This window comes from Bacteroides sp. AM44-19 (genome assembly GCF_003603395.1).
GTDB lineage: Bacteria > Bacteroidota > Bacteroidia > Bacteroidales > Bacteroidaceae > Bacteroides > Bacteroides uniformis.
The window spans coordinates 170,163-188,452 of record NZ_QTNB01000005.1 but is presented as its reverse complement, the minus strand read 5'-3'; the positions used below and the strand labels follow the sequence as shown (position 1 = coordinate 188,452).

Below are 18,290 nucleotides of genomic sequence, written 5' to 3'. Positions count from 1 at the left end.
AAGCACAAGCAAATAACTTATAACTCATAACTCATCACTCATTTCAGCACTCCCAGCTCTTTCCCCACTTTAATAAATGCAGCGATACATTTGTCCAGATGCTCCTTTTCGTGTCCGGCAGAGATTTGTACGCGGATGCGTGCCTGGTCTTTGGGCACTACGGGGTAGTAGAAGCCGGTGACGTAGATGCCTTCTTCCTGCATGCGGGTGGCATAAATCTGGGAGAGTTTGGCATCATACAGCATGACGGCGCAGATGGCGCTTTGTGTCGGCTTGATGTCGAAACCGGCGGCGGTCATCTTGTCGCGGAAGTAGTTCACGTTTTCCAGCAGTTTGTCATGCAGGGCATTGCTCTCTTTGAGCATCTTGAATACCTCGAGGCTGGCGCCGATGATGCCCGGAGCCAATGAGTTGGAGAAGAGGTACGGACGGCTGCGTTGGCGCAGCAGGTCGATGATTTCCTTGCGTCCGGTAGTGAATCCTCCCAAAGCGCCGCCAAAGGCTTTGCCCAAGGTTCCGGTATAGATGTCCACGCGTCCGTAGGTGCCGTATTGTTCGCTTACGCCGTGTCCCGTAGGGCCTACCACGCCGGCGGAGTGTGATTCGTCCACCATGACCAGCGCGTCGTATTTCTCGGCAAGGTCGCAAATCCGGTCCATCGGGGCAACGTTGCCGTCCATGGAAAATACCCCGTCTGTAACCACGATACGGAAACGCTGTGCCTGGGCTTCCTGCAGGCATCTTTCCAGGTCGGCCATGTCGGCATTGGCGTAGCGATAGCGTTTGGCTTTGCAGAGGCGTACGCCGTCAATGATGGAAGCATGGTTTAGGGAGTCCGAGATGATGGCGTCTTCCTCGGTGAAGAGGGGCTCGAACACACCGCCATTGGCGTCGAAACAAGCGGCGTAGAGAATGGTGTCTTCAGTCTTGAAGTAGTCGGAGATGGCTGCTTCCAGCTCCTTGTGGATGTCCTGCGTTCCGCAGATGAAGCGTACGGACGACATGCCGTATCCGCGGCGTTCCATAATCTGCTGGGCGGCGGCAATCAGCCGCGGGTGGTTGGACAGTCCCAGGTAATTGTTGGCACAGAAGTTCAGCACCTCTTTGCCTTTTACGCTGATGGCAGCTTGTTGTGCACTCTCAATCAGTCGCTCTTCCTTGTAGAGTCCGGCTTCTTTTATTTCAGCAAGTGTCTTGCTGAGATGGTCTTTCATTTTACCGTACATAGCATTTTATTTTTTAGGTAATACGTTGTCATTACATTTCCCACAAAGAACATCATTTTTCTTGGAATAAACAATATCAATATGGCAGAAATATGAAAAAAAAGTATGTATATTTGCACCATATATAATAACGAAACCTTATAAATAACTCGTATGAAGAATATTTTGGTAATTGGAGCTACCGGACAGATTGGGTCGGAACTCACGCTGGAGTTGCGCAAACGTTATGGCGATGACCATGTTGTGGCAGGATACATTCCGAGTGCTATGCCCAAGGGAGAATTGAAAGCATCCGGCCCTTCGGCCATTGCCGACGTGACAGACCGTCAGTCCATCGAGGTGGTGGCGCGTCAGTTCAAGATTGATACTATCTACAATCTGGCCGCCTTGCTCTCGGTAGTTGCCGAAAGCCGTCCGGCCATGGCTTGGAAAATCGGTATCGACGGGTTGTGGAATGTGCTGGAAGTGGCGCGCGAGTACAATTGTGCCGTGTTTACCCCGAGTTCCATCGGCTCGTTCGGCGAAGCCACGCCTCATGTAAAGACACCGCAGGACACTATCCAGCGTCCGCGTACCATGTATGGCGTGACAAAAGTGACGACTGAATTGTTGAGTGACTATTACTATACAAAATATGGTGTGGATACACGCTCGGTACGTTTTCCGGGAATCATTTCGAACGTGACCCCTCCGGGTGGCGGCACTACGGACTATGCGGTGGATATCTTCTACTCTGCCGTGAAGGGAGAAAAATTCGTATGTCCGGTGAAGGCCGGCACGTATATGGATATGATGTATATGCCCGACGCACTGAACGCGGCCATCTCGCTGATGGAAGCGGCACCGGCAAGGCTGAAGCACCGCAACGCCTTCAACATCGCCTCCATGAGTTTTGACCCAGAACAGATTTATCAGGAAATTAAGAAGCATATGCCTGATTTTGAGATGGCATACGAGATTGATCCGCTGAAGCAGGCCATTGCCGACAGCTGGCCCGACTCTCTGGATGACTCTTGTGCACGCGAGGAATGGGACTGGATGCCGCAGTACGACCTGGAGTCCATGACCGTAGACATGCTTGAGAAATTAAGGGCTAAATTAAACAAGTGACCGTAAGCGGTCCGTAAAGAATGAAAAAACTTTTATTGGGATTTTTGTTACTCGCCTTTTTGATTTCGTGTGGAAACAAAAAGGCGAAAATGGATCCCTTTGCTACCATTACGGAAATGGTGGATTCGGCCGGTCACAAGGCCGATACGCTGCTGGAAGCAGAAGTGAAGGAAGAACCGAAGCCGATGGAGGCAGACGAGCTGTTTGATGATTTTATCTTCAATTATGCTTCGGATGATGCTCTGCAAAGGCAGAGGACGGTATTTCCTTTGCCCTATTATGACCGTGACACTCCGCTGAAGATAGAGGCGGACTTCTGGAAGCACGATTATCTGTTTACCAAGCAGAACTATTACACCTTGCTTTTTGATAAGGAAGAGGATATGGACATGGTGGGCGATACTACGCTGACATCGGTACAAGTGGAGTGGATTTTCTTGAAAACGCGTATGATGAAGCGTTATTATTTTGAGAAGAAGCGGGGAATGTGGATGCTCGAAGCCATCAACCTGCGCGAGATGGAGAAAGGCGAAAATGAGGACTTCGTGGAATTCTATACCCGTTTTGTGACGGACAGTGTCTATCAGAGCAAGCATATCAGCCATCCGCTACAATTCATCACCATAGACCCTGATGACGAGTTTTCTATTCTGGAAACTACTTTGGATGTGGACCAGTGGTATGCCTTTCGTCCGGTAATGCCTGCCGACAGACTGTCTAATATCAATTACGGACAGAAGAATGAGGACTTGTCGGACACCAAAATACTGAAGGTAAATGGCATAGGCAACGGATACTCCAATATCTTCTATTTCCGCAAACGCAGTAAGGGATGGGAGCTGTACAAATATGAAGACACGAGCATTTAAAATAAAGGAGGAAAGGTTTGAGGAAGATACCCAATACATTTGGAATTGACGTTACTGCTGCAAGATTTCTGGAATACGGTTCGGAGGATGAACTGCGGGAGCTGATTGCGGCAGGACAGGTCGTTGCGCCCTGGCTGCATATCGGTGGAGGGAGCAACCTGCTCTTTATCAAGGATTATGAAGGCACGGTGCTGCATTCACGTATCGGTGGCCTGGAGGTGACGTCAGAGGATGAGGAGCACGTGTGGGTGCGTGTGGGTGCTGGTGTGGTATGGGACGATTTTGTGGCTTGGTGTGTGAAACGACATTGGTATGGTGCCGAGAACCTTTCGCTGATACCGGGTGAGGTCGGGGCAAGTGCAGTACAGAATATCGGTGCTTATGGTGTGGAAGTAAAGGACCTGATAACATCCGTGGAAACCATAAATATGGCAAGGGAGAAGCGTATCTACGGGGTGGATGAATGCGGCTACTCCTACAGAAAGAGCTTGTTTAAGCAACCGGAGATGAAGGCCGTGTTTGTGACTTACGTGAACTTCTGCTTGAGTAAACGGGAACATTATACATTGGATTACGGTACTATCCGGCAGGAGCTGGAGAAATATCCGGTGCTGAATCTGGAAACTTTGCGCCGCGTGATTATAGACATCCGTCAAAGCAAGTTGCCCGACCCGAGGGTGCTGGGCAATGCGGGTAGTTTTTTTATGAACCCCATCGTGCCGCGTCGGCAGTTCGAGTCTTTGCAACGGGAATATCCGGATATGCCCCACTATGATGTGGATGCCGGCCGGGTAAAGATACCGGCTGCCTGGATGATAGACCGGTGTGGCTGGAAAGGGAAGGCGCTGGGGCCTGCTGCGGTGCACGGCCGGCAGGCGTTGGTACTGGTGAACTCGGGTGGTGCCACGGGAGCGGATATTGTTGCTCTTTCGGATGCCGTGCGGGCTTCTGTCCGCGAGAAATTCGGCATTGATATTCACCCGGAAGTTTGTTTGATAAAATAGTAAGAGAGTTTTGACACACCCAAACATCGTTGTATATAACCTGATTTTAGAAATTTATTTGATTTAGTCAATGGGAAAACTCAGAATATTAGGAAGCGGAACTTCGACCGGTGTGCCTGAGATAGGCTGTACTTGTCCGGTCTGCACTTCCACTGACCCGCGGGACAACCGCTTGCGTGCGTCATCCCTGCTGCATACGGATGATGCGGTGATATTGATAGATTGTGGTCCTGACTTCAGGGAACAGATGCTGCGCGCCTCTTCTTTTGAGAAGATAGACGGCGTACTGGTGACACACGAACACTATGACCATGTGGGCGGTCTGGATGATTTGCGCCCGTTCGGCCGTTTTGCCGATATCCCTATCTATTCCGATGCCTACACTGCTGCCCATCTGCGGGCAAGGATGCCTTACTGCTTTGTCGATAAGGTATATCCGGGAGTTCCGCGTATCTATCTGCAGGAAGTGGAGGCGGGGCAGGTGTTCCACATCAACCGGACGGAAGTGCTGCCTTTACGGGTGATGCACGGCAGGCTTCCCATCCTGGGCTACCGCATTGGCGGCCGGCTGGGATATATCACGGATATGCACATGATGCCTGAGGAATCTTATGAACAATTGAAGGGCTTGGACGTTTTGGTAATGAATGCTTTACGGCCAAAGCCGCATCCTACGCACCAGAGTATTTCGGAGGCGTTGGAGGCTGCCGGACGTATTGGTGCCAAAGAGACCTATTTCATCCATATGAGCCATCATGCAGGGCTTCATGCCGACATCGAAAAGCAGCTGCCACCCCATGTACACTTTGCCTACGATGGACTTGAAATAGATTTCTAAACTTTTTGAAACATTTGTTTTGTTTTATTAGTAGAAAATGCTATTTTTGCCAAAAGTTGATGAATAAATGCCATGAAACTCCGACTCCTCATACAGATAGCTGTCGTTGTGTCCATAGTGCTGCTATGTACCGGTTTTGGCGTGTATTCCTTCCTGCGGTTGAATTCGGTGGAGAACCGGCAGGATTTCAATCTTTATACTTTGGTGCCTCAAGATGCCACAGCCATACTCGAAACTGACCGTATGGCAGACCTCGTGGAAGATATCAATGAACTGAATTGCAGCAAAGACAATCATTTTCTATACGTATCGGAGCTTTTTGTTTACTTGAAGAAATATTTGTATACTTTGGTGGAGGATACTCCGCATGGACTGAGTAAACAGATGAACAAGATGCTGATTAGCTTTCACGAGCCGGATACACCGATGAACCAAGTATTGTATTGTAGTTTGGGTTCGGGTGATTATGAGTTGGTGGAGTCTTTTGTGGAGAAGTACTGCTCCAGTTCGTTTCCTTCTAAGTATTTCGATTACAAGGGAGAGGAGATACGTATCTATCCCATGGCAGACGGTCGTTTCCTGGCTGCCTACTTCACTCCCGATTTTCTGGTTGTAAGTTTCCAGAAGCGTTTGATAGAACATGTGATTGATGCGCGGCGCAGCAAAAAGTCCCTGATGAACCTCCCTTCTTTCCGCACTATGTACGCGGGCAAGCAGAGTAACGTGGCTGCCACGGTCTATGTGCGTATGAAAGGAGTGGATATGGGGAAGCCTACGGACGGTATCCGTTCGCAGACGCAGCTGGGCAGTTGGGCGGAGTTTGACATGAAGTTCAATGAAGATGCCATTTATTGCTCCGGCATCAGCCATGGGTCGGATTCCACACAGACGTTTATCAATGCCTTGCGGGTGCAGCAGCCGGTAGAGGACGGATTTTCCGGGGCTCTGCTTCCGTCTTCCACTTTTTTTTACGATCGCTGGGCAATGTCTGACAGAAATTCCTGGTTTGGCTTTACTGCCAGTCAGGAGTATGCCAAGGCCACCTATTCAGACTATATCAAGCAGCGCGACGAGGAGTGGATTGCTTACTTGAATGAGCATGCGGGCGAGAGCGTGATGTCTTGCTTGTTCCAGTCTAAAGACACGTTGGACAAGCTGCCTTGCGCCGTGATGTGTATCCCTCTCAAGGATGAACTGGCAGCGGAACGCCGCTTGCAGTCTCTGCTTTACAGTACCCCCAAGGAAGAGGATGCTCCGCTTATGCCGAAGGTGGTTTCAAATAATTCGTTGTATCCCAAAGCAAGGAAGTTCCCTAAATATGTGTTGCCCCGTAACACGCTGCTCACCCAGCTGACGGGCATCACGGAGTCTGCCCTTTATACCTTTGCCTGTTTCTATCGGGGTAGTCTGTTGCTGGCTCCCGATGCACTGAGCCTTTCGGCCTATATTGAGGCGGTGGAGAGTGGAGATGTGTTAGACGGAACACCGGTGTACGAAGAGGGTATAGGCAGTCTTTCACCCATATATAATTTTGTGATGATGGTGGATATGGAGATGATGCTGAGCCAGCCTGAAACGTATGTGCGTCTGATACCGAACTTCTTCTTCCGTCAATCCAACTTCTTCCGTCATTTCATGCTTGCAGTACAATTCACTTGTACAGAAGGGGTGGTTTATCCGAATATCGTATTGCTTTATAAAGGGTGATTAATCGGTCATTCTGTAGAGTGCTGAGGGAAAATAAGCACGAGGAAAGTCAAAATACACACTCACCACAGATTGCACAGATTAAAACAGCTAAAAATTCTTGATTATCAAAATTCTAGAATAAACTGTGTTAATCTGTGCAATCTGTGGTGAGTTATAACATATTCTTAGAACGGCAGGTCATCCTTTGCATCCCCTGCGAGGAATTCCGGTGCGGCAGTGGGAGCCGGCGGCGGAACGGGAGCGCCCGGAGCGGGTGCGGCAGTGCTTACGCGTTCTACCTTCCATGCGCGAATACTGTTGAACCAACGGTCTTGCCATTGGCGTGCATCTACATCAAAAGATACTGTCAGCTCTTCGCCCATCTGAATATTGAACTGTTCGATTTTGTCCGCTCCAAATACGTCAAAACACATTTTGCGCGGATATTGGCCATGGTCTTCAATCACATATTCTTGTGATTTCCATTCGTTACCTGACTTGGAAACTCCGCCTCTGGGCTGGAGTATAGCGATGATTTTTCCTGTAAATTCCATTGTTTTCTTTTTAAATGATGCGGCGAAGTTACAATTTTTTAGGAATATGAGACGAATATTCGGCTGTTTTTTCTTGCTATTTCTTTGTCGTAGGGAATTCTTTTTTTAACTTTGTCCGTCAGTTTGAAAAAGATAAAAACGGTTTCTAAGACGTTAGCAAAATAAAAAACTTAAATATACAGAAGATATGAAATTTATCGTTTCGAGTACTGCGCTCTCCAGTCATTTGCAGGCTATCAGCCGTGTGATTAATTCGAAGAATGCGTTGCCTATTTTGGATTGTTTCCTCTTTGAACTGCAAGACGGAACCTTGTCTGCAACTGTTTCCGACAGTGAAACGACGATGGTCACTACGGTCGAAGTGAATGAAAGTGATATGGACGGCCATTTTGCCGTCACAGCCAAAACCCTTTTGGACGCTTTGAAGGAAATTCCCGAACAACCGTTGACTTTTGAAATCAATACGGATTCCCTTGAAATCACGGTACAGTATCAGAACGGTAAATACAGCCTGATGGGGCAGAATGCGGACGAGTTTCCGCAGTCCGCCATGCTGGGCGACAATGCCGTACGTGTGGAAATGGATGCGCAAGTGTTGCTGGGTGGCATCAACCGTGCTGTGTTTGCCACGGCTGATGACGAGCTTCGTCCCGTGATGAACGGTATCTATTTCGATATCACAACGGAGGACATCACGATGGTGGCATCAGACGGTCATAAGCTGGTGCGCTGCAAGACACTGGCTGCCAAAGGTAACGAACGTGCCGCCTTTATCCTGCCCAAGAAGCCGGCTTCGTTGATGAAGAACCTGCTGCCGAAAGAACAAGGCATGGTGACTATCGAGTTCGACGAACGCAACGCTGTGTTCACACTGGAAAGCTACCGCATGGTGTGCCGTCTCATCGAAGGACGCTATCCCAACTACAACTCTGTGATTCCGCAGAACAACCCTTATAAAGTGACGGTAGACCGCCTGCAACTGCTCGGTGCTTTGCGCCGCGTGTCCATCTTCTCTTCGCAGGCAAGCAGCCTTATCAAGCTCCGTATGCAGGAGAATCTGATTGTCATCTCCGCACAGGACATCGACTTCTCTACATCGGCCGAAGAAACACTGGTTTGCCAATATGCGGGCAATCCGATGAGCATCGGTTTCAAGTCCACTTTCCTGATTGACATTCTGAATAACATTTCTGCCGATGAAATCGTTATCGAACTGGCAGATCCTTCACGTGCAGGTGTCATCATTCCGGTAGAGCAGGAAGAGAACGAAGACTTGCTGATGCTGCTGATGCCGATGATGCTGAATGACTGATGAATATTAGCAATCGGATTATGAGCTACGAGCTACAAGTGGCTGCGCAATTATGCCGCACGGTACTTGTAGCTCGTGGCTTGTAAGTTAAACTTATAATTTATAGCTCATAGCCAGAGCTTATAAAACGAAAAAACAATGAAATTGAATCTGAAAAATCCGATAGTCTTTTTTGATTTGGAGACTACGGGTACCAATATCAACTCAGACCGAATTGTCGAAATCTGTTACCTCAAGGTATATCCCAACGGGAATGAGGAGTCCAAAACCATGCGTATCAACCCCGAAATGCCCATTCCTGCCGAAGCATCTGCCGTTCATGGCATCTACGATGCCGATATAGCCGACTGCCCCACATTCAAGGAAGTGGCGCGCAACATTGCCAATGACATTGAAGGATGCGACTTGGCGGGCTTCAACTCCAACCGTTTTGATATCCCCGTCCTGGCGGAAGAGTTCCTTCGTGCCGGTGTGGACATTGACATGAGCCGCCGCAAGTTTGTGGACGTGCAGGTCATTTTCCACAAGATGGAGCAACGCACGCTGTCTGCTGCCTATAAATTCTATTGCGGCAAGAATTTGGAAGACGCCCATACGGCAGAGGCTGATACACGTGCCACCTACGAGGTGCTGATGTCGCAGTTGGACCGCTATCCGGAGTTGCAGAATGACGTGGCTTTCCTTGCCGACTATTCCAGCTTCAACAAGAATGTGGACTTTGCCGGTCGTATGGTCTACGATGACAAAGGTGTGGAAGTATTCAACTTCGGCAAGTACAAGGGCATGTCGGTATCCGATGTCCTGAAGCGCGATCCCGGCTATTACAGCTGGATTCTGAACAGTGATTTTACCCTGAATACCAAAGCCACGCTGACCAAGATACGTCTGCGTGAAATGACTCAGAAATAAATGGCAAATATACTGAAAGGGAAGAAAATAGTATTGGGCATTACGGGCAGCATTGCCGCCTATAAAGCATGCTATATTATTCGCGGACTGATTAAGCGTGGTGCAGAGGTGCAGGTGGTCATTACGCCTGCCGGAAAAGAATTTATTACCCCTATCACGCTCTCTGCCCTGACCAGCAAACCGGTTATCAGTGAGTTCTTTGCCCAACGCGATGGCACCTGGAACAGCCATGTGGACCTCGGTCTGTGGGCAGATGCCATGCTGATAGCCCCGGCTACGGCTTCCACCATCGGCAAGATGGCGAATGGCGTGGCAGACAATATGCTGATTACCACCTATCTCTCCGCCAAAGCTCCGGTGTTTGTGGCGCCTGCCATGGACCTGGACATGTATGCCCATCCTTCCACCCAAAAGAATCTGGATACACTCCGCTCTTATGGAAACCACATCATAGAACCTGCTACGGGAGAACTCGCCAGCCATCTGGTGGGGAAAGGCCGTATGGAGGAGCCGGAGAATATCATCCGCCACCTGGAAATGTACTTTGCTGCCAAAGAGGGCGACCTGGTGGGCAAGACAGTGATGATAACCGCAGGACCTACTTATGAGAAGATAGACCCGGTACGCTTCATCGGCAACTATTCTTCCGGCAAGATGGGACTTGCCCTGGCAGATGAATGTACCGCCAGAGGGGCCAAGGTGATACTGATTGCCGGTCCGGTGCAGCAAGGCACTTACTTCCCGATGCACCAGTACCATGCGGTAGAGTCGGCGCAGGAGATGTTCGAGGCTGCATCCGCCGCCTTTGTCCATGCCGATGCCGCCATCTTGACGGCTGCCGTGGCAGACTACACCCCCGAACAAGTGGCGGATGAGAAAATCAAGCGCGAAAAGACCGGGGAGATGAGTTTGAACTTGAAACCTACCCGCGACATAGCCGCTTTCTTAGGCAATCTGAAGAACGATACAGAGCACCAACGGCGCCTCCTCGTAGGCTTTGCCCTTGAGACTCATAACGAGCAGATGAATGCGGAAGACAAGCTCAACCGCAAGAATCTGGACTTCATCGTGCTGAACTCCCTGAACGACAAGGGAGCCGGTTTTCGTTGCGATACCAATAAAATCAGTATCATAGACCACCAGGGAAAGACGGACTACCCCTTGAAGTCCAAAGCCGAAGTGGCTGCCGACATCGTAGACCGTCTGGTGAAAGATTTAAATAGTAAATAGTAAATAGTCAAATCGTCAATATCCTTATGTTGCGTTCGCTTTACATACAGAATTATGCGCTTATTGAAAAGCTCGATATCAGCTTCAGCAGCGGTTTCTCGGTGATAACGGGTGAGACCGGTGCTGGAAAATCCATTATTCTGGGTGCCATCGGTCTGCTGCTGGGACAGCGTGCCGATGTGAAAGCCATTCGTGTAGGAGCTTCGAAGTGCATTATCGAGGCCCGTTTTGATATTTCCGCTTACGGTATGCAGCCTTTCTTTGAGGAGAATGAGTTGGAGTACGAGGAAGAATGCATCCTGCGCCGCGAGGTGTCCGCTTCGGGCAAGAGCCGGGCATTCATCAATGACACGCCTGCTTCATTGGCTCAGATGAAGGAGTTGGGAGAACAGCTGATTGACGTGCATTCCCAGCATCAGAACCTATTGCTGAACAAGGAAGGATTTCAGTTGAATGTACTGGACATCTTGTCGCATAACGAAGAGGCCTTGTCTGCTTACCAGCATATCTTCGGAGCATGGAAGCAGGCACAGCAGGATTTGGAGGCCCTTGTTGCCCGTGCCAATCAGGACAAGTCGGACGAAGACTATATCCGTTTCCAACTGGAACAGTTGGAAGAGGCACACTTGTCTGCCGGTGAGCAGGAGGAGCTGGAGCAAGAGGCAGATACGCTGAGCCATGCGGAAGAGATAAAGGCCGGACTCTATCGGGTAGGGCAGACGCTCTACTCGGACGAAGGAGGCTTGTTGTCTGGGCTGAAGGAATGCCTGAACACGATGCTCGGCCTGCAGAGGGTTTATCCGGTTGCCGGGGAACTTGCCGAACGCATGGAAAGCACTTATATCGAGTTGAAGGATATTTCGCAGGAAGTGTCGGGTAAGGAGGATGAAATAGAGTTCAACCCCGAACGTCTGGATGAAGTGAACGAACGTCTGAACCTGATTTATACGCTCCAACAGAAGCACCGCGTTTCCACTGTCGGCGAACTTCTGGCGCTGACGGATGAATACGCCGCCAAACTCTCAGCCATCACTTCGTCCGACGAGCACATCGAGGAACTGAAAGCGCGTTGCGACGCTTTATATAATAAGGTGAAAAAGCAGGCTGCCGTCCTCACCAAGGCGCGTACTGCCGCTGCCCGTGAAGTGGAGAAGCAGATGGCTGCGCGGCTGGTTCCGTTGGGCATGCCCAATGTCCGTTTCCAGGTAGAGATAGGTGCCCGCAAAGAGCCGGGCATACACGGGGCGGATACTGTGAACTTCTTGTTTTCCGCGAATAAGAACGGGGCATTGCAAAGCGTCTCCTCCGTAGCTTCGGGTGGTGAAATAGCCCGCGTCATGCTCTCCATCAAAGCAATGATAGCCGGTGCCGTCAAGCTTCCTACCATTGTATTCGACGAAATAGATACCGGAGTCTCCGGCGAGATAGCCGACCGCATGGCGGATATCATGCAGGAGATGGGCGAGCAGGACCGCCAGGTAATCAGCATTACCCATCTACCCCAGATTGCTGCCCGTGGACGCGCCCATTACAAGGTGTACAAGCAGGACAACGAGACGGAAACAAACAGTCACATCCGTCGTCTGACCGACGATGAACGCGTGGAAGAAATAGCCCATATGCTGAGTGGTGCTAAGCTGACCGAAGCCGCACTGAACAATGCCAGAGCATTGCTGGAAGTATCAAATAGTAAATAGTAAATCGTCAAATAGTAAATACCCATATATGGTTGATAACAGTGAAATGATTTTCGGCGTCCGTGCCGTGATAGAAGCCATTCAGGCAGGAAAAGAGATAGACAAGATATTGGTAAAGAAGGACATTCAGAGTGATTTGTCAAAAGAGCTGTTCGCTGTCTTGAAAGGGACTTTGATACCGGTACAGCGCGTTCCGGTGGAACGCATCAACCGCGTGACGCGGAAGAATCACCAGGGAGTGATTGCCTTCATCTCTTCAGTCACTTACCAGAAGACGGAGGACTTGGTACCTTTCCTTTTCGAGCAGGGCAAGAATCCTCTGTTTGTGATGCTTGACGGCATCACGGATGTCCGCAATTTCGGCGCCATTGCCCGTACTTGCGAGTGTGCGGCGGTAGATGCCGTGATTATCCCTGCACGGAACAGTGTATCAGTCAACGCAGACGCCATGAAAACCTCGGCAGGAGCCTTGCACACTTTGCCCGTTTGCCGCGAACACAGCTTGAAAGAGACCCTGCAATTCCTCAAGAATAGTGGTTTCCATATCGTGGCAGCCACGGAGAAAGGCGATTACGACTATACCAAAGCCGACTATACCGGTCCGATGTGCATCATTATGGGTGCCGAAGACAAGGGGGTGTCCTATGACAACCTGGCGTTGTGTGACGAGTGGGTGAAGATTCCCATGTTGGGAACCATCGAGTCCCTCAATGTTTCCGTTGCAGCCGGCATTTTGATTTATGAAGCGGTAAAACAAAGAACCAACTAAGATATGAAAAAGAAATTGCTGTTGATGCTCACTCTCTGTTTATTGGCTCAGTGGAGTGTGGCACAAGCCCCAAAGTGGGTAGACAAAGCCAAACGTGCCGTTTTTTCGGTGGTGACCTACGACCAGGACGATAAGATACTGAATACTGGAAACGGCTTTTTTGTCACTGAAGATGGCGTTGCGCTTTCTGACTACACCTTGTTCAAAGGTGCCCGGCGCGCCGTTGTGATGAGCTCGGACGGGGCACAGATGCCGGTGGAGGCCATTATGGGAGCTGATGACATGTACGATGTTGTCAAGTTCCGTGTCGGCATCCCCGGAAAGAAAGTCACGGCACTCACTTTGGCTGCTGTGGCTCCGGCTGCCGGTGCGGATGTATATCTGCTGCCTTATTCCACCCAGAAGGACCGTTCCTTCACTGCCGGGAAAGTAAAGGAAGCTGATAAGATTTCCGGTAACTATTCCTATTATACACTTGATATGCGTTTGAAGGACAAGATGGTGAGTTGTCCGCTGATGACTGTGGACGGGCAGGTCTTCGGCCTTGCGCAGAAGTCCTCCGGACAAGACACGGCTACCATCTGCTATGCCATTGATGCCAATTTCGCCATGTCGCAGAATATCTCCGCATTGTCTTATGGAGATATGTCATTGAAGGGCATCGGTATTAAGAAGGCATTGCCCGATACCGAAGAGCAGGCTTTGGTGTTCCTCTACATGGCTTCTTCCCAACTGTCTCCGGAGAAGTATATGGAGACTCTGAACGATTTCATTGCACAATATCCTGCCAGTGCCGACGGTTATCTGCGCCGTGCTTCCCAGCATCTGTTCATGTCCCGTGAAGATGCTTCCATGGATAAGGTCGCCGCAGATATGGATAAGGCTTTGGAGGTTGCCGCAAAGAAAGATGATGTGTATTACAACCGGGCCAAGATAATCTATAATTATGCATTGGGCAAGCCCGAGAAAGTTTATAAGGACTGGTCGCTCGACAAGGCTCTGGACGAGGTACGGAAAGCGATAGCCATTGACGAGCTTCCGGTTTATGTCCAGTTGGAGGGTGACATCCTGTTTGCCAAGCAGGACTATCCGTCGGCATTTACCAGCTATGATAAAGTGAATAAGACCATTCTGGCCTCTCCGGCTACCTTCTTCAGTGCTGCCAAGACCAAGGAACTGATGCAGGCGCCTGCCGAAGAGGTACTGGCTCTGATGGACAGTTGTGTGGCCCGCTTTACCCAGCCCTATACGGAGGAAGCCGCCCCTTACTTGCTGGAGCGTGCCCAAGCCCGTATGAATGCAGACCAGGCGCGTAATGCCATGCTGGATTATGACGCCTATTACAATGCCGTGAACGGTAAAGTGAACGACATGTTCTACTATTACCGTGAGCAGGCTGCTTTGAAGGCCAAGCAGTACCAGCGTGCGCTGGACGATATGGCGAAGGCCATCGAACTGAATCCGGAAGATTTGACCTACCGTGCCGAACTGGCAGTGGTGAATCTTCGCGTGGGACGTTACGAGGAGGCGTTGAATGTGCTGAAGGCTGCTCTGGAGAAAGACCCTAAATATGCCGAAGCCTACCGTCTGATGGGTATCGCCCAGCTGCAGATGAAGAAGGACAAGGAAGCTTGTGCCAGCTTTGCCAAGGCAAAGGAATTGGGTGACCCCAATGTGGGTGCTTTGATAGAGAAGCATTGCAAGTAAAGGGATGGGATAGAATAAAGGCTCTACTTTCGCAAGCAGAGCCTCTGTTTTGGGGAACTCCCCCGTGTTAAATGAGTTAAGTCTAGGTATAACAGGTTATGAGTGAAATTACGTTGTTTTATTTATAAAATGCGTGGATTTCCGGAATACTGCATATACTTCGGATTTTTTTATGAGAAAAAAGAAAATAGACCCGATTATTAATAAAAACAAACTTTGACAATCATGAAGAAAGTGATTTGCAGCCAGAAGGCACCGGGCGCCATAGGCCCTTATAGCCAGGCTATCGAAGCCGGCGGAATGGTATTTGTATCAGGTCAGTTGCCTATTGACGCAGCTACCGGAGTGATGGCTGAAGGTGCTGAAGCGCAAGCCCGCCAGTCCTTGGAGAATATAAAGCATATTCTGGAAGAGGCAGGCCTGGGCATGGCAAATATTGTGAAGACAACCGTTTTCCTGGCAGACATGTCCTTGTTCGCTGATATGAACAAGGTATATGCCACTTATTTTGACGGTGCTTTCCCGGCACGTTCGGCTGTGGCAGTGAAGGCGCTGCCTAAAGACGCCTTAGTAGAGATTGAGTGCATCGCGGTTCGCTAACAAGTCGGCCACAATGAAACTGCTGCCTCCCACGAAGATGAAATCTTCCGGGAGGCTTTTTTCTTGTGCGGCCCGCACGGCGGCGGGTACGTCAGGATAGCAATGCCCTTTCAGGCCAGCTGCTGCGGCCAGCTCCTGCAGTTCGCTTTCGGGCAATGCCCGCTTCACGCTGGCTTTGGTGAAGTAGTAGGTCGCTTCCCGGGGTAGCAAGGCCAGTACCCCCCGTATATCCTTGTCATTCACCATGCCTATGACGATGTGTAGCTGTCGGTAAGTCTGTTGCTTCAGTTGTTCTGTAATGTAGGTGATGCCTCCCACATTGTGGCCGGTGTCACAAATCAGGGTGGGCGAGTCCTGCAGTTTTTGCCAGCGTCCCATCAAGCCCGTCAGTTCCGCCACACGGGCAAAGCCACTGCGCACTGCTTGTCCGTCCAGCCGGTAGCCGGCTTCTTTCAGTAGCGGGAGGGCGGTGAGTACGGTCCGGGCATTTTTCTGCTGGTAGAGCCCTTTCAGTTCGTATTCTATTCCGGGATAGTCCTCACGGTCGTTCTCTTCGGCAAAGTAGATAGGAGCACCCGTCGCCTGCGCTTTTTCCAGAAACACCGATTTCGTTTCGGGAGTGGTCTCGCCGATTACAACGGGGATACCGCTTTTAATGATTCCTGCCTTCTCTCCTGCGATTTTTGCCAAGGTGTCCCCCAGGAATTGGGTATGGTCAAAACTGATGTTGGTGATGATGCATACATCCGGACAGATGATATTGGTGCAGTCCAGGCGTCCGCCGAGTCCCACCTCGATTACGGCTACATCCACCTTTTCATCCGCAAAGTAGCGGAAGGCCATGGCAGTGGTCAGCTCAAAGAAGGAGGGGTGGAGGGGTTCGAAGAATCCACGTTCCTGCGCTACAAAACGGATGACGTATTCCTCGGGTATAGGCTGTCCGTTAATCCGGATGCGCTCCCGGAAATCCACCAGGTGGGGCGAGGTGTAGAGTCCGACCCTATATCCCGCTTCTTGCAGTATGGCGGCAAGCGTATGCGAGCAGGAACCCTTTCCGTTGGTACCGGCCACATGAATGCTGCGGAAACTGCGGTGGGGATGTCCGAAATGTTCGTCCAGGGTCAGAGTATTTTCCAACCCCTCCTTGTATGCTGAGCCGCCCACCTGCTGAAACATGGGCACACTGTTATATAAGTAAGTTAAAGTGTTCTGATAATCCATCTTTTATAATATTTAACGGAGAAGCAATCCTTTCTCCCTATTAATTTGTTATCTTTAAAAGCGACAAAGATAATGCAGACCGGACGCAATCAAGCTTGCTTGAAATTGCTTGCAGTGTAACTTATCTTAAGCTTATGCAAAGGTATTAACAATTTAAATCTAACGTGTATGGGAGCTAAGAAAAATTTTGTGATTGATACGAATGTGATTCTTCACGATTATAACTGTTTGAAGAATTTTCAAGAGAATGACATTTATCTTCCCATCGTAGTCCTTGAAGAACTGGACAAATTCAAGAAAGGCAATGAGCAGATTAATTTCAATGCGCGTGAGTTTGTCCGTGAGCTAGATTTGATTACCGATGACAATCTGTTCACCAAAGGGGCGCCATTGGGAGAGGGCTTGGGCCGTCTGTTTGTGGTGGCAGGCATGGTGGACTCTCCCCGGGTACGTGATTCCTTTCCCGAACGCATCCCCGACCATCAGATTCTGTCGGTAGTGGACTGGCTTTCTACCAAAAAGCCTAAAATGAAAACCATCCTTGTCACGAAAGACGTGAATCTGCGCATGAAGGCGCGTTCCATCGGTCTGCTGTGCGAAGACTATATCAATGATAAGGTAATCAATGTGGATATATTCGAAAAGTCGAATGAAGTGTTCGAGGGTATTGACCCTGCGCTGATAGACCGCATTTATTCTTCCAAAGAAGGACTGGACATCAACGAGTTCGATTTTAAGGACATCATTCGCCCCAACGAATGCTTTGTGCTGAAGAGTGACCGCAGCAGTGTGCTTGCACGTTATAATCCCTTTACCCATTCGATTTGTCGGGTCAACAAGACAAAGAATTATGGCATTGAACCGCGTAATGCCGAGCAGAGCTTTGCTTTTGAGGTGCTGAACGACCCGAACATCAAGCTGGTTGCCCTGACCGGTAAGGCGGGAACCGGCAAGACTTTGTTGGCGCTGGCTGCCGCATTGGGAAAACTTACCGACTACAAGCAGATTCTTCTGGCACGTCCCATCGTGGCTCTGTCTAATAAAGACCTTGGATTCCTTCCCGGTGATGCCAATGAGAAAGTGGCTCCTTACATGCAGCCTTTGTTCGATAATTTGAATGTAATCAAACATCAGTTCGCTGCCAATTCCTCTGAAGTGAAACGCTTGGAGGATATGCAAAAAAGTGAACAATTGGTCATCGAGGCATTGGCCTTTATCCGCGGGCGCAGCTTGAGTGAGACCTACTGTATTATCGATGAAGCCCAGAACTTGACCCCACATGAGATTAAGACCATCATCACCCGTGCCGGCGAAGGCACAAAAATGGTGTTTACCGGTGATATTCAGCAGATAGACCAACCCTATCTGGACAGTCAGTCCAATGGACTTGTCTATATGATAGACCGTATGAGGGACCAGAACTTGTTTGCCCATGTCAATCTGGTGAAAGGAGAACGTAGCCAGTTGAGCGAGTTGGCAAGTAATCTGATGTAGCGGATACCGCATTTTCCGGGGTAAAACTATTTCTATCCCGCTTTCCGACTGTTAAAACGGG

At 49.8% G+C, this 18,290-nt stretch carries 16 protein-coding genes; 13 read left to right on the top strand and 3 right to left on the bottom strand.

Annotated features, from left to right (window positions below; all coding sequences use genetic code 11):
• Window positions 1–38 precede the first annotated feature (38 nt).
• Window positions 39–1,226, bottom strand: a complete 1,188-nt coding sequence (gene kbl, locus DW947_RS10155) for a glycine C-acetyltransferase (RefSeq protein WP_005831412.1) — start codon at window positions 1,224–1,226, stop codon at window positions 39–41.
• A 153-nt stretch (window positions 1,227–1,379) separates the two neighbouring features.
• Here kbl and DW947_RS10150 point away from each other — a divergent pair, with 153 nt between their 5' ends.
• The 5 genes from DW947_RS10150 (at window position 1,380) to DW947_RS10130 (ending at window position 6,754) form a co-directional block, all read left to right on the top strand.
• A complete protein-coding gene (locus DW947_RS10150) occupies window positions 1,380–2,336 on the top strand; it encodes an NAD-dependent epimerase/dehydratase family protein (protein ID WP_005831407.1) in 957 nt (318 codons plus the stop codon).
• Window positions 2,337–2,356: 20 nt separating this feature from the next.
• Window positions 2,357–3,205, top strand: a complete 849-nt coding sequence (locus tag DW947_RS10145) for a DUF4348 domain-containing protein (protein ID WP_044467695.1) — start codon at window positions 2,357–2,359, stop codon at window positions 3,203–3,205.
• Window positions 3,206–3,222: 17 nt separating this feature from the next.
• On the top strand, window positions 3,223–4,209 hold the full coding sequence (murB, locus tag DW947_RS10140; protein WP_117963278.1) for a UDP-N-acetylmuramate dehydrogenase: 987 nt from the start codon (window positions 3,223–3,225) through the stop codon (window positions 4,207–4,209).
• Window positions 4,210–4,279: 70 nt separating this feature from the next.
• A complete protein-coding gene (locus DW947_RS10135) occupies window positions 4,280–5,047 on the top strand; it encodes an MBL fold metallo-hydrolase (protein ID WP_005832365.1) in 768 nt (255 codons plus the stop codon).
• A gap of 72 nt (window positions 5,048–5,119) precedes the next feature.
• On the top strand, window positions 5,120–6,754 hold the full coding sequence (locus DW947_RS10130; protein WP_005831393.1) for a DUF3352 domain-containing protein: 1,635 nt from the start codon (window positions 5,120–5,122) through the stop codon (window positions 6,752–6,754).
• 167 nt (window positions 6,755–6,921) lie between these two features.
• Here DW947_RS10130 and DW947_RS10125 read toward each other — a convergent pair whose 3' ends face one another.
• Window positions 6,922–7,290 (bottom strand): DUF3127 domain-containing protein, encoded by a 369-nt coding sequence (locus DW947_RS10125; RefSeq protein WP_005831391.1) that lies wholly within the window; start codon window positions 7,288–7,290, stop codon window positions 6,922–6,924.
• Window positions 7,291–7,477: 187 nt separating this feature from the next.
• Here DW947_RS10125 and dnaN point away from each other — a divergent pair, with 187 nt between their 5' ends.
• From dnaN to DW947_RS10090, 7 genes are all read left to right on the top strand, one after another.
• Entirely contained in the window at window positions 7,478–8,602 is a 1,125-nt protein-coding gene (gene dnaN, locus DW947_RS10120) for a DNA polymerase III subunit beta (protein ID WP_016274344.1), read from the top strand.
• 138 nt (window positions 8,603–8,740) lie between these two features.
• Entirely contained in the window at window positions 8,741–9,511 is a 771-nt protein-coding gene (locus DW947_RS10115) for a 3'-5' exonuclease (RefSeq protein WP_005831385.1), read from the top strand.
• Window positions 9,512–10,741, top strand: a complete 1,230-nt coding sequence (gene coaBC / locus DW947_RS10110; protein WP_061412197.1) for a bifunctional phosphopantothenoylcysteine decarboxylase/phosphopantothenate--cysteine ligase CoaBC — start codon at window positions 9,512–9,514, stop codon at window positions 10,739–10,741.
• Window positions 10,742–10,767: 26 nt separating this feature from the next.
• Window positions 10,768–12,438, top strand: a complete 1,671-nt coding sequence (gene recN / locus DW947_RS10105; protein WP_044467987.1) for a DNA repair protein RecN — start codon at window positions 10,768–10,770, stop codon at window positions 12,436–12,438.
• 28 nt (window positions 12,439–12,466) lie between these two features.
• Window positions 12,467–13,207 carry a 23S rRNA (guanosine(2251)-2'-O)-methyltransferase RlmB gene (gene rlmB / locus DW947_RS10100; protein WP_005831382.1) on the top strand — a complete coding sequence of 247 codons (741 nt, stop codon included), beginning with the start codon at window positions 12,467–12,469 and terminating at the stop codon, window positions 13,205–13,207.
• Between the two features lie 3 nt (window positions 13,208–13,210).
• Window positions 13,211–14,914, top strand: a complete 1,704-nt coding sequence (locus DW947_RS10095; RefSeq protein WP_117963276.1) for a tetratricopeptide repeat protein — start codon at window positions 13,211–13,213, stop codon at window positions 14,912–14,914.
• A gap of 225 nt (window positions 14,915–15,139) precedes the next feature.
• Window positions 15,140–15,514, top strand: coding sequence for a RidA family protein (locus DW947_RS10090; RefSeq protein WP_005831379.1), 375 nt, complete (start codon window positions 15,140–15,142; stop codon window positions 15,512–15,514).
• Here DW947_RS10090 and DW947_RS10085 read toward each other — a convergent pair.
• Window positions 15,482–16,735, bottom strand: coding sequence for a bifunctional folylpolyglutamate synthase/dihydrofolate synthase (locus DW947_RS10085; RefSeq protein ID WP_117963274.1), 1,254 nt, complete (start codon window positions 16,733–16,735; stop codon window positions 15,482–15,484). The two genes, DW947_RS10090 and DW947_RS10085, sit on opposite strands and share 33 nt — an antisense overlap.
• Before the next feature lie 168 nt (window positions 16,736–16,903).
• Between DW947_RS10085 and DW947_RS10080 the strand changes: the two genes are divergently transcribed.
• Entirely contained in the window at window positions 16,904–18,229 is a 1,326-nt protein-coding gene (locus DW947_RS10080; RefSeq protein WP_005832353.1) for a PhoH family protein, read from the top strand.
• Window positions 18,230–18,290 lie beyond the last annotated feature (61 nt).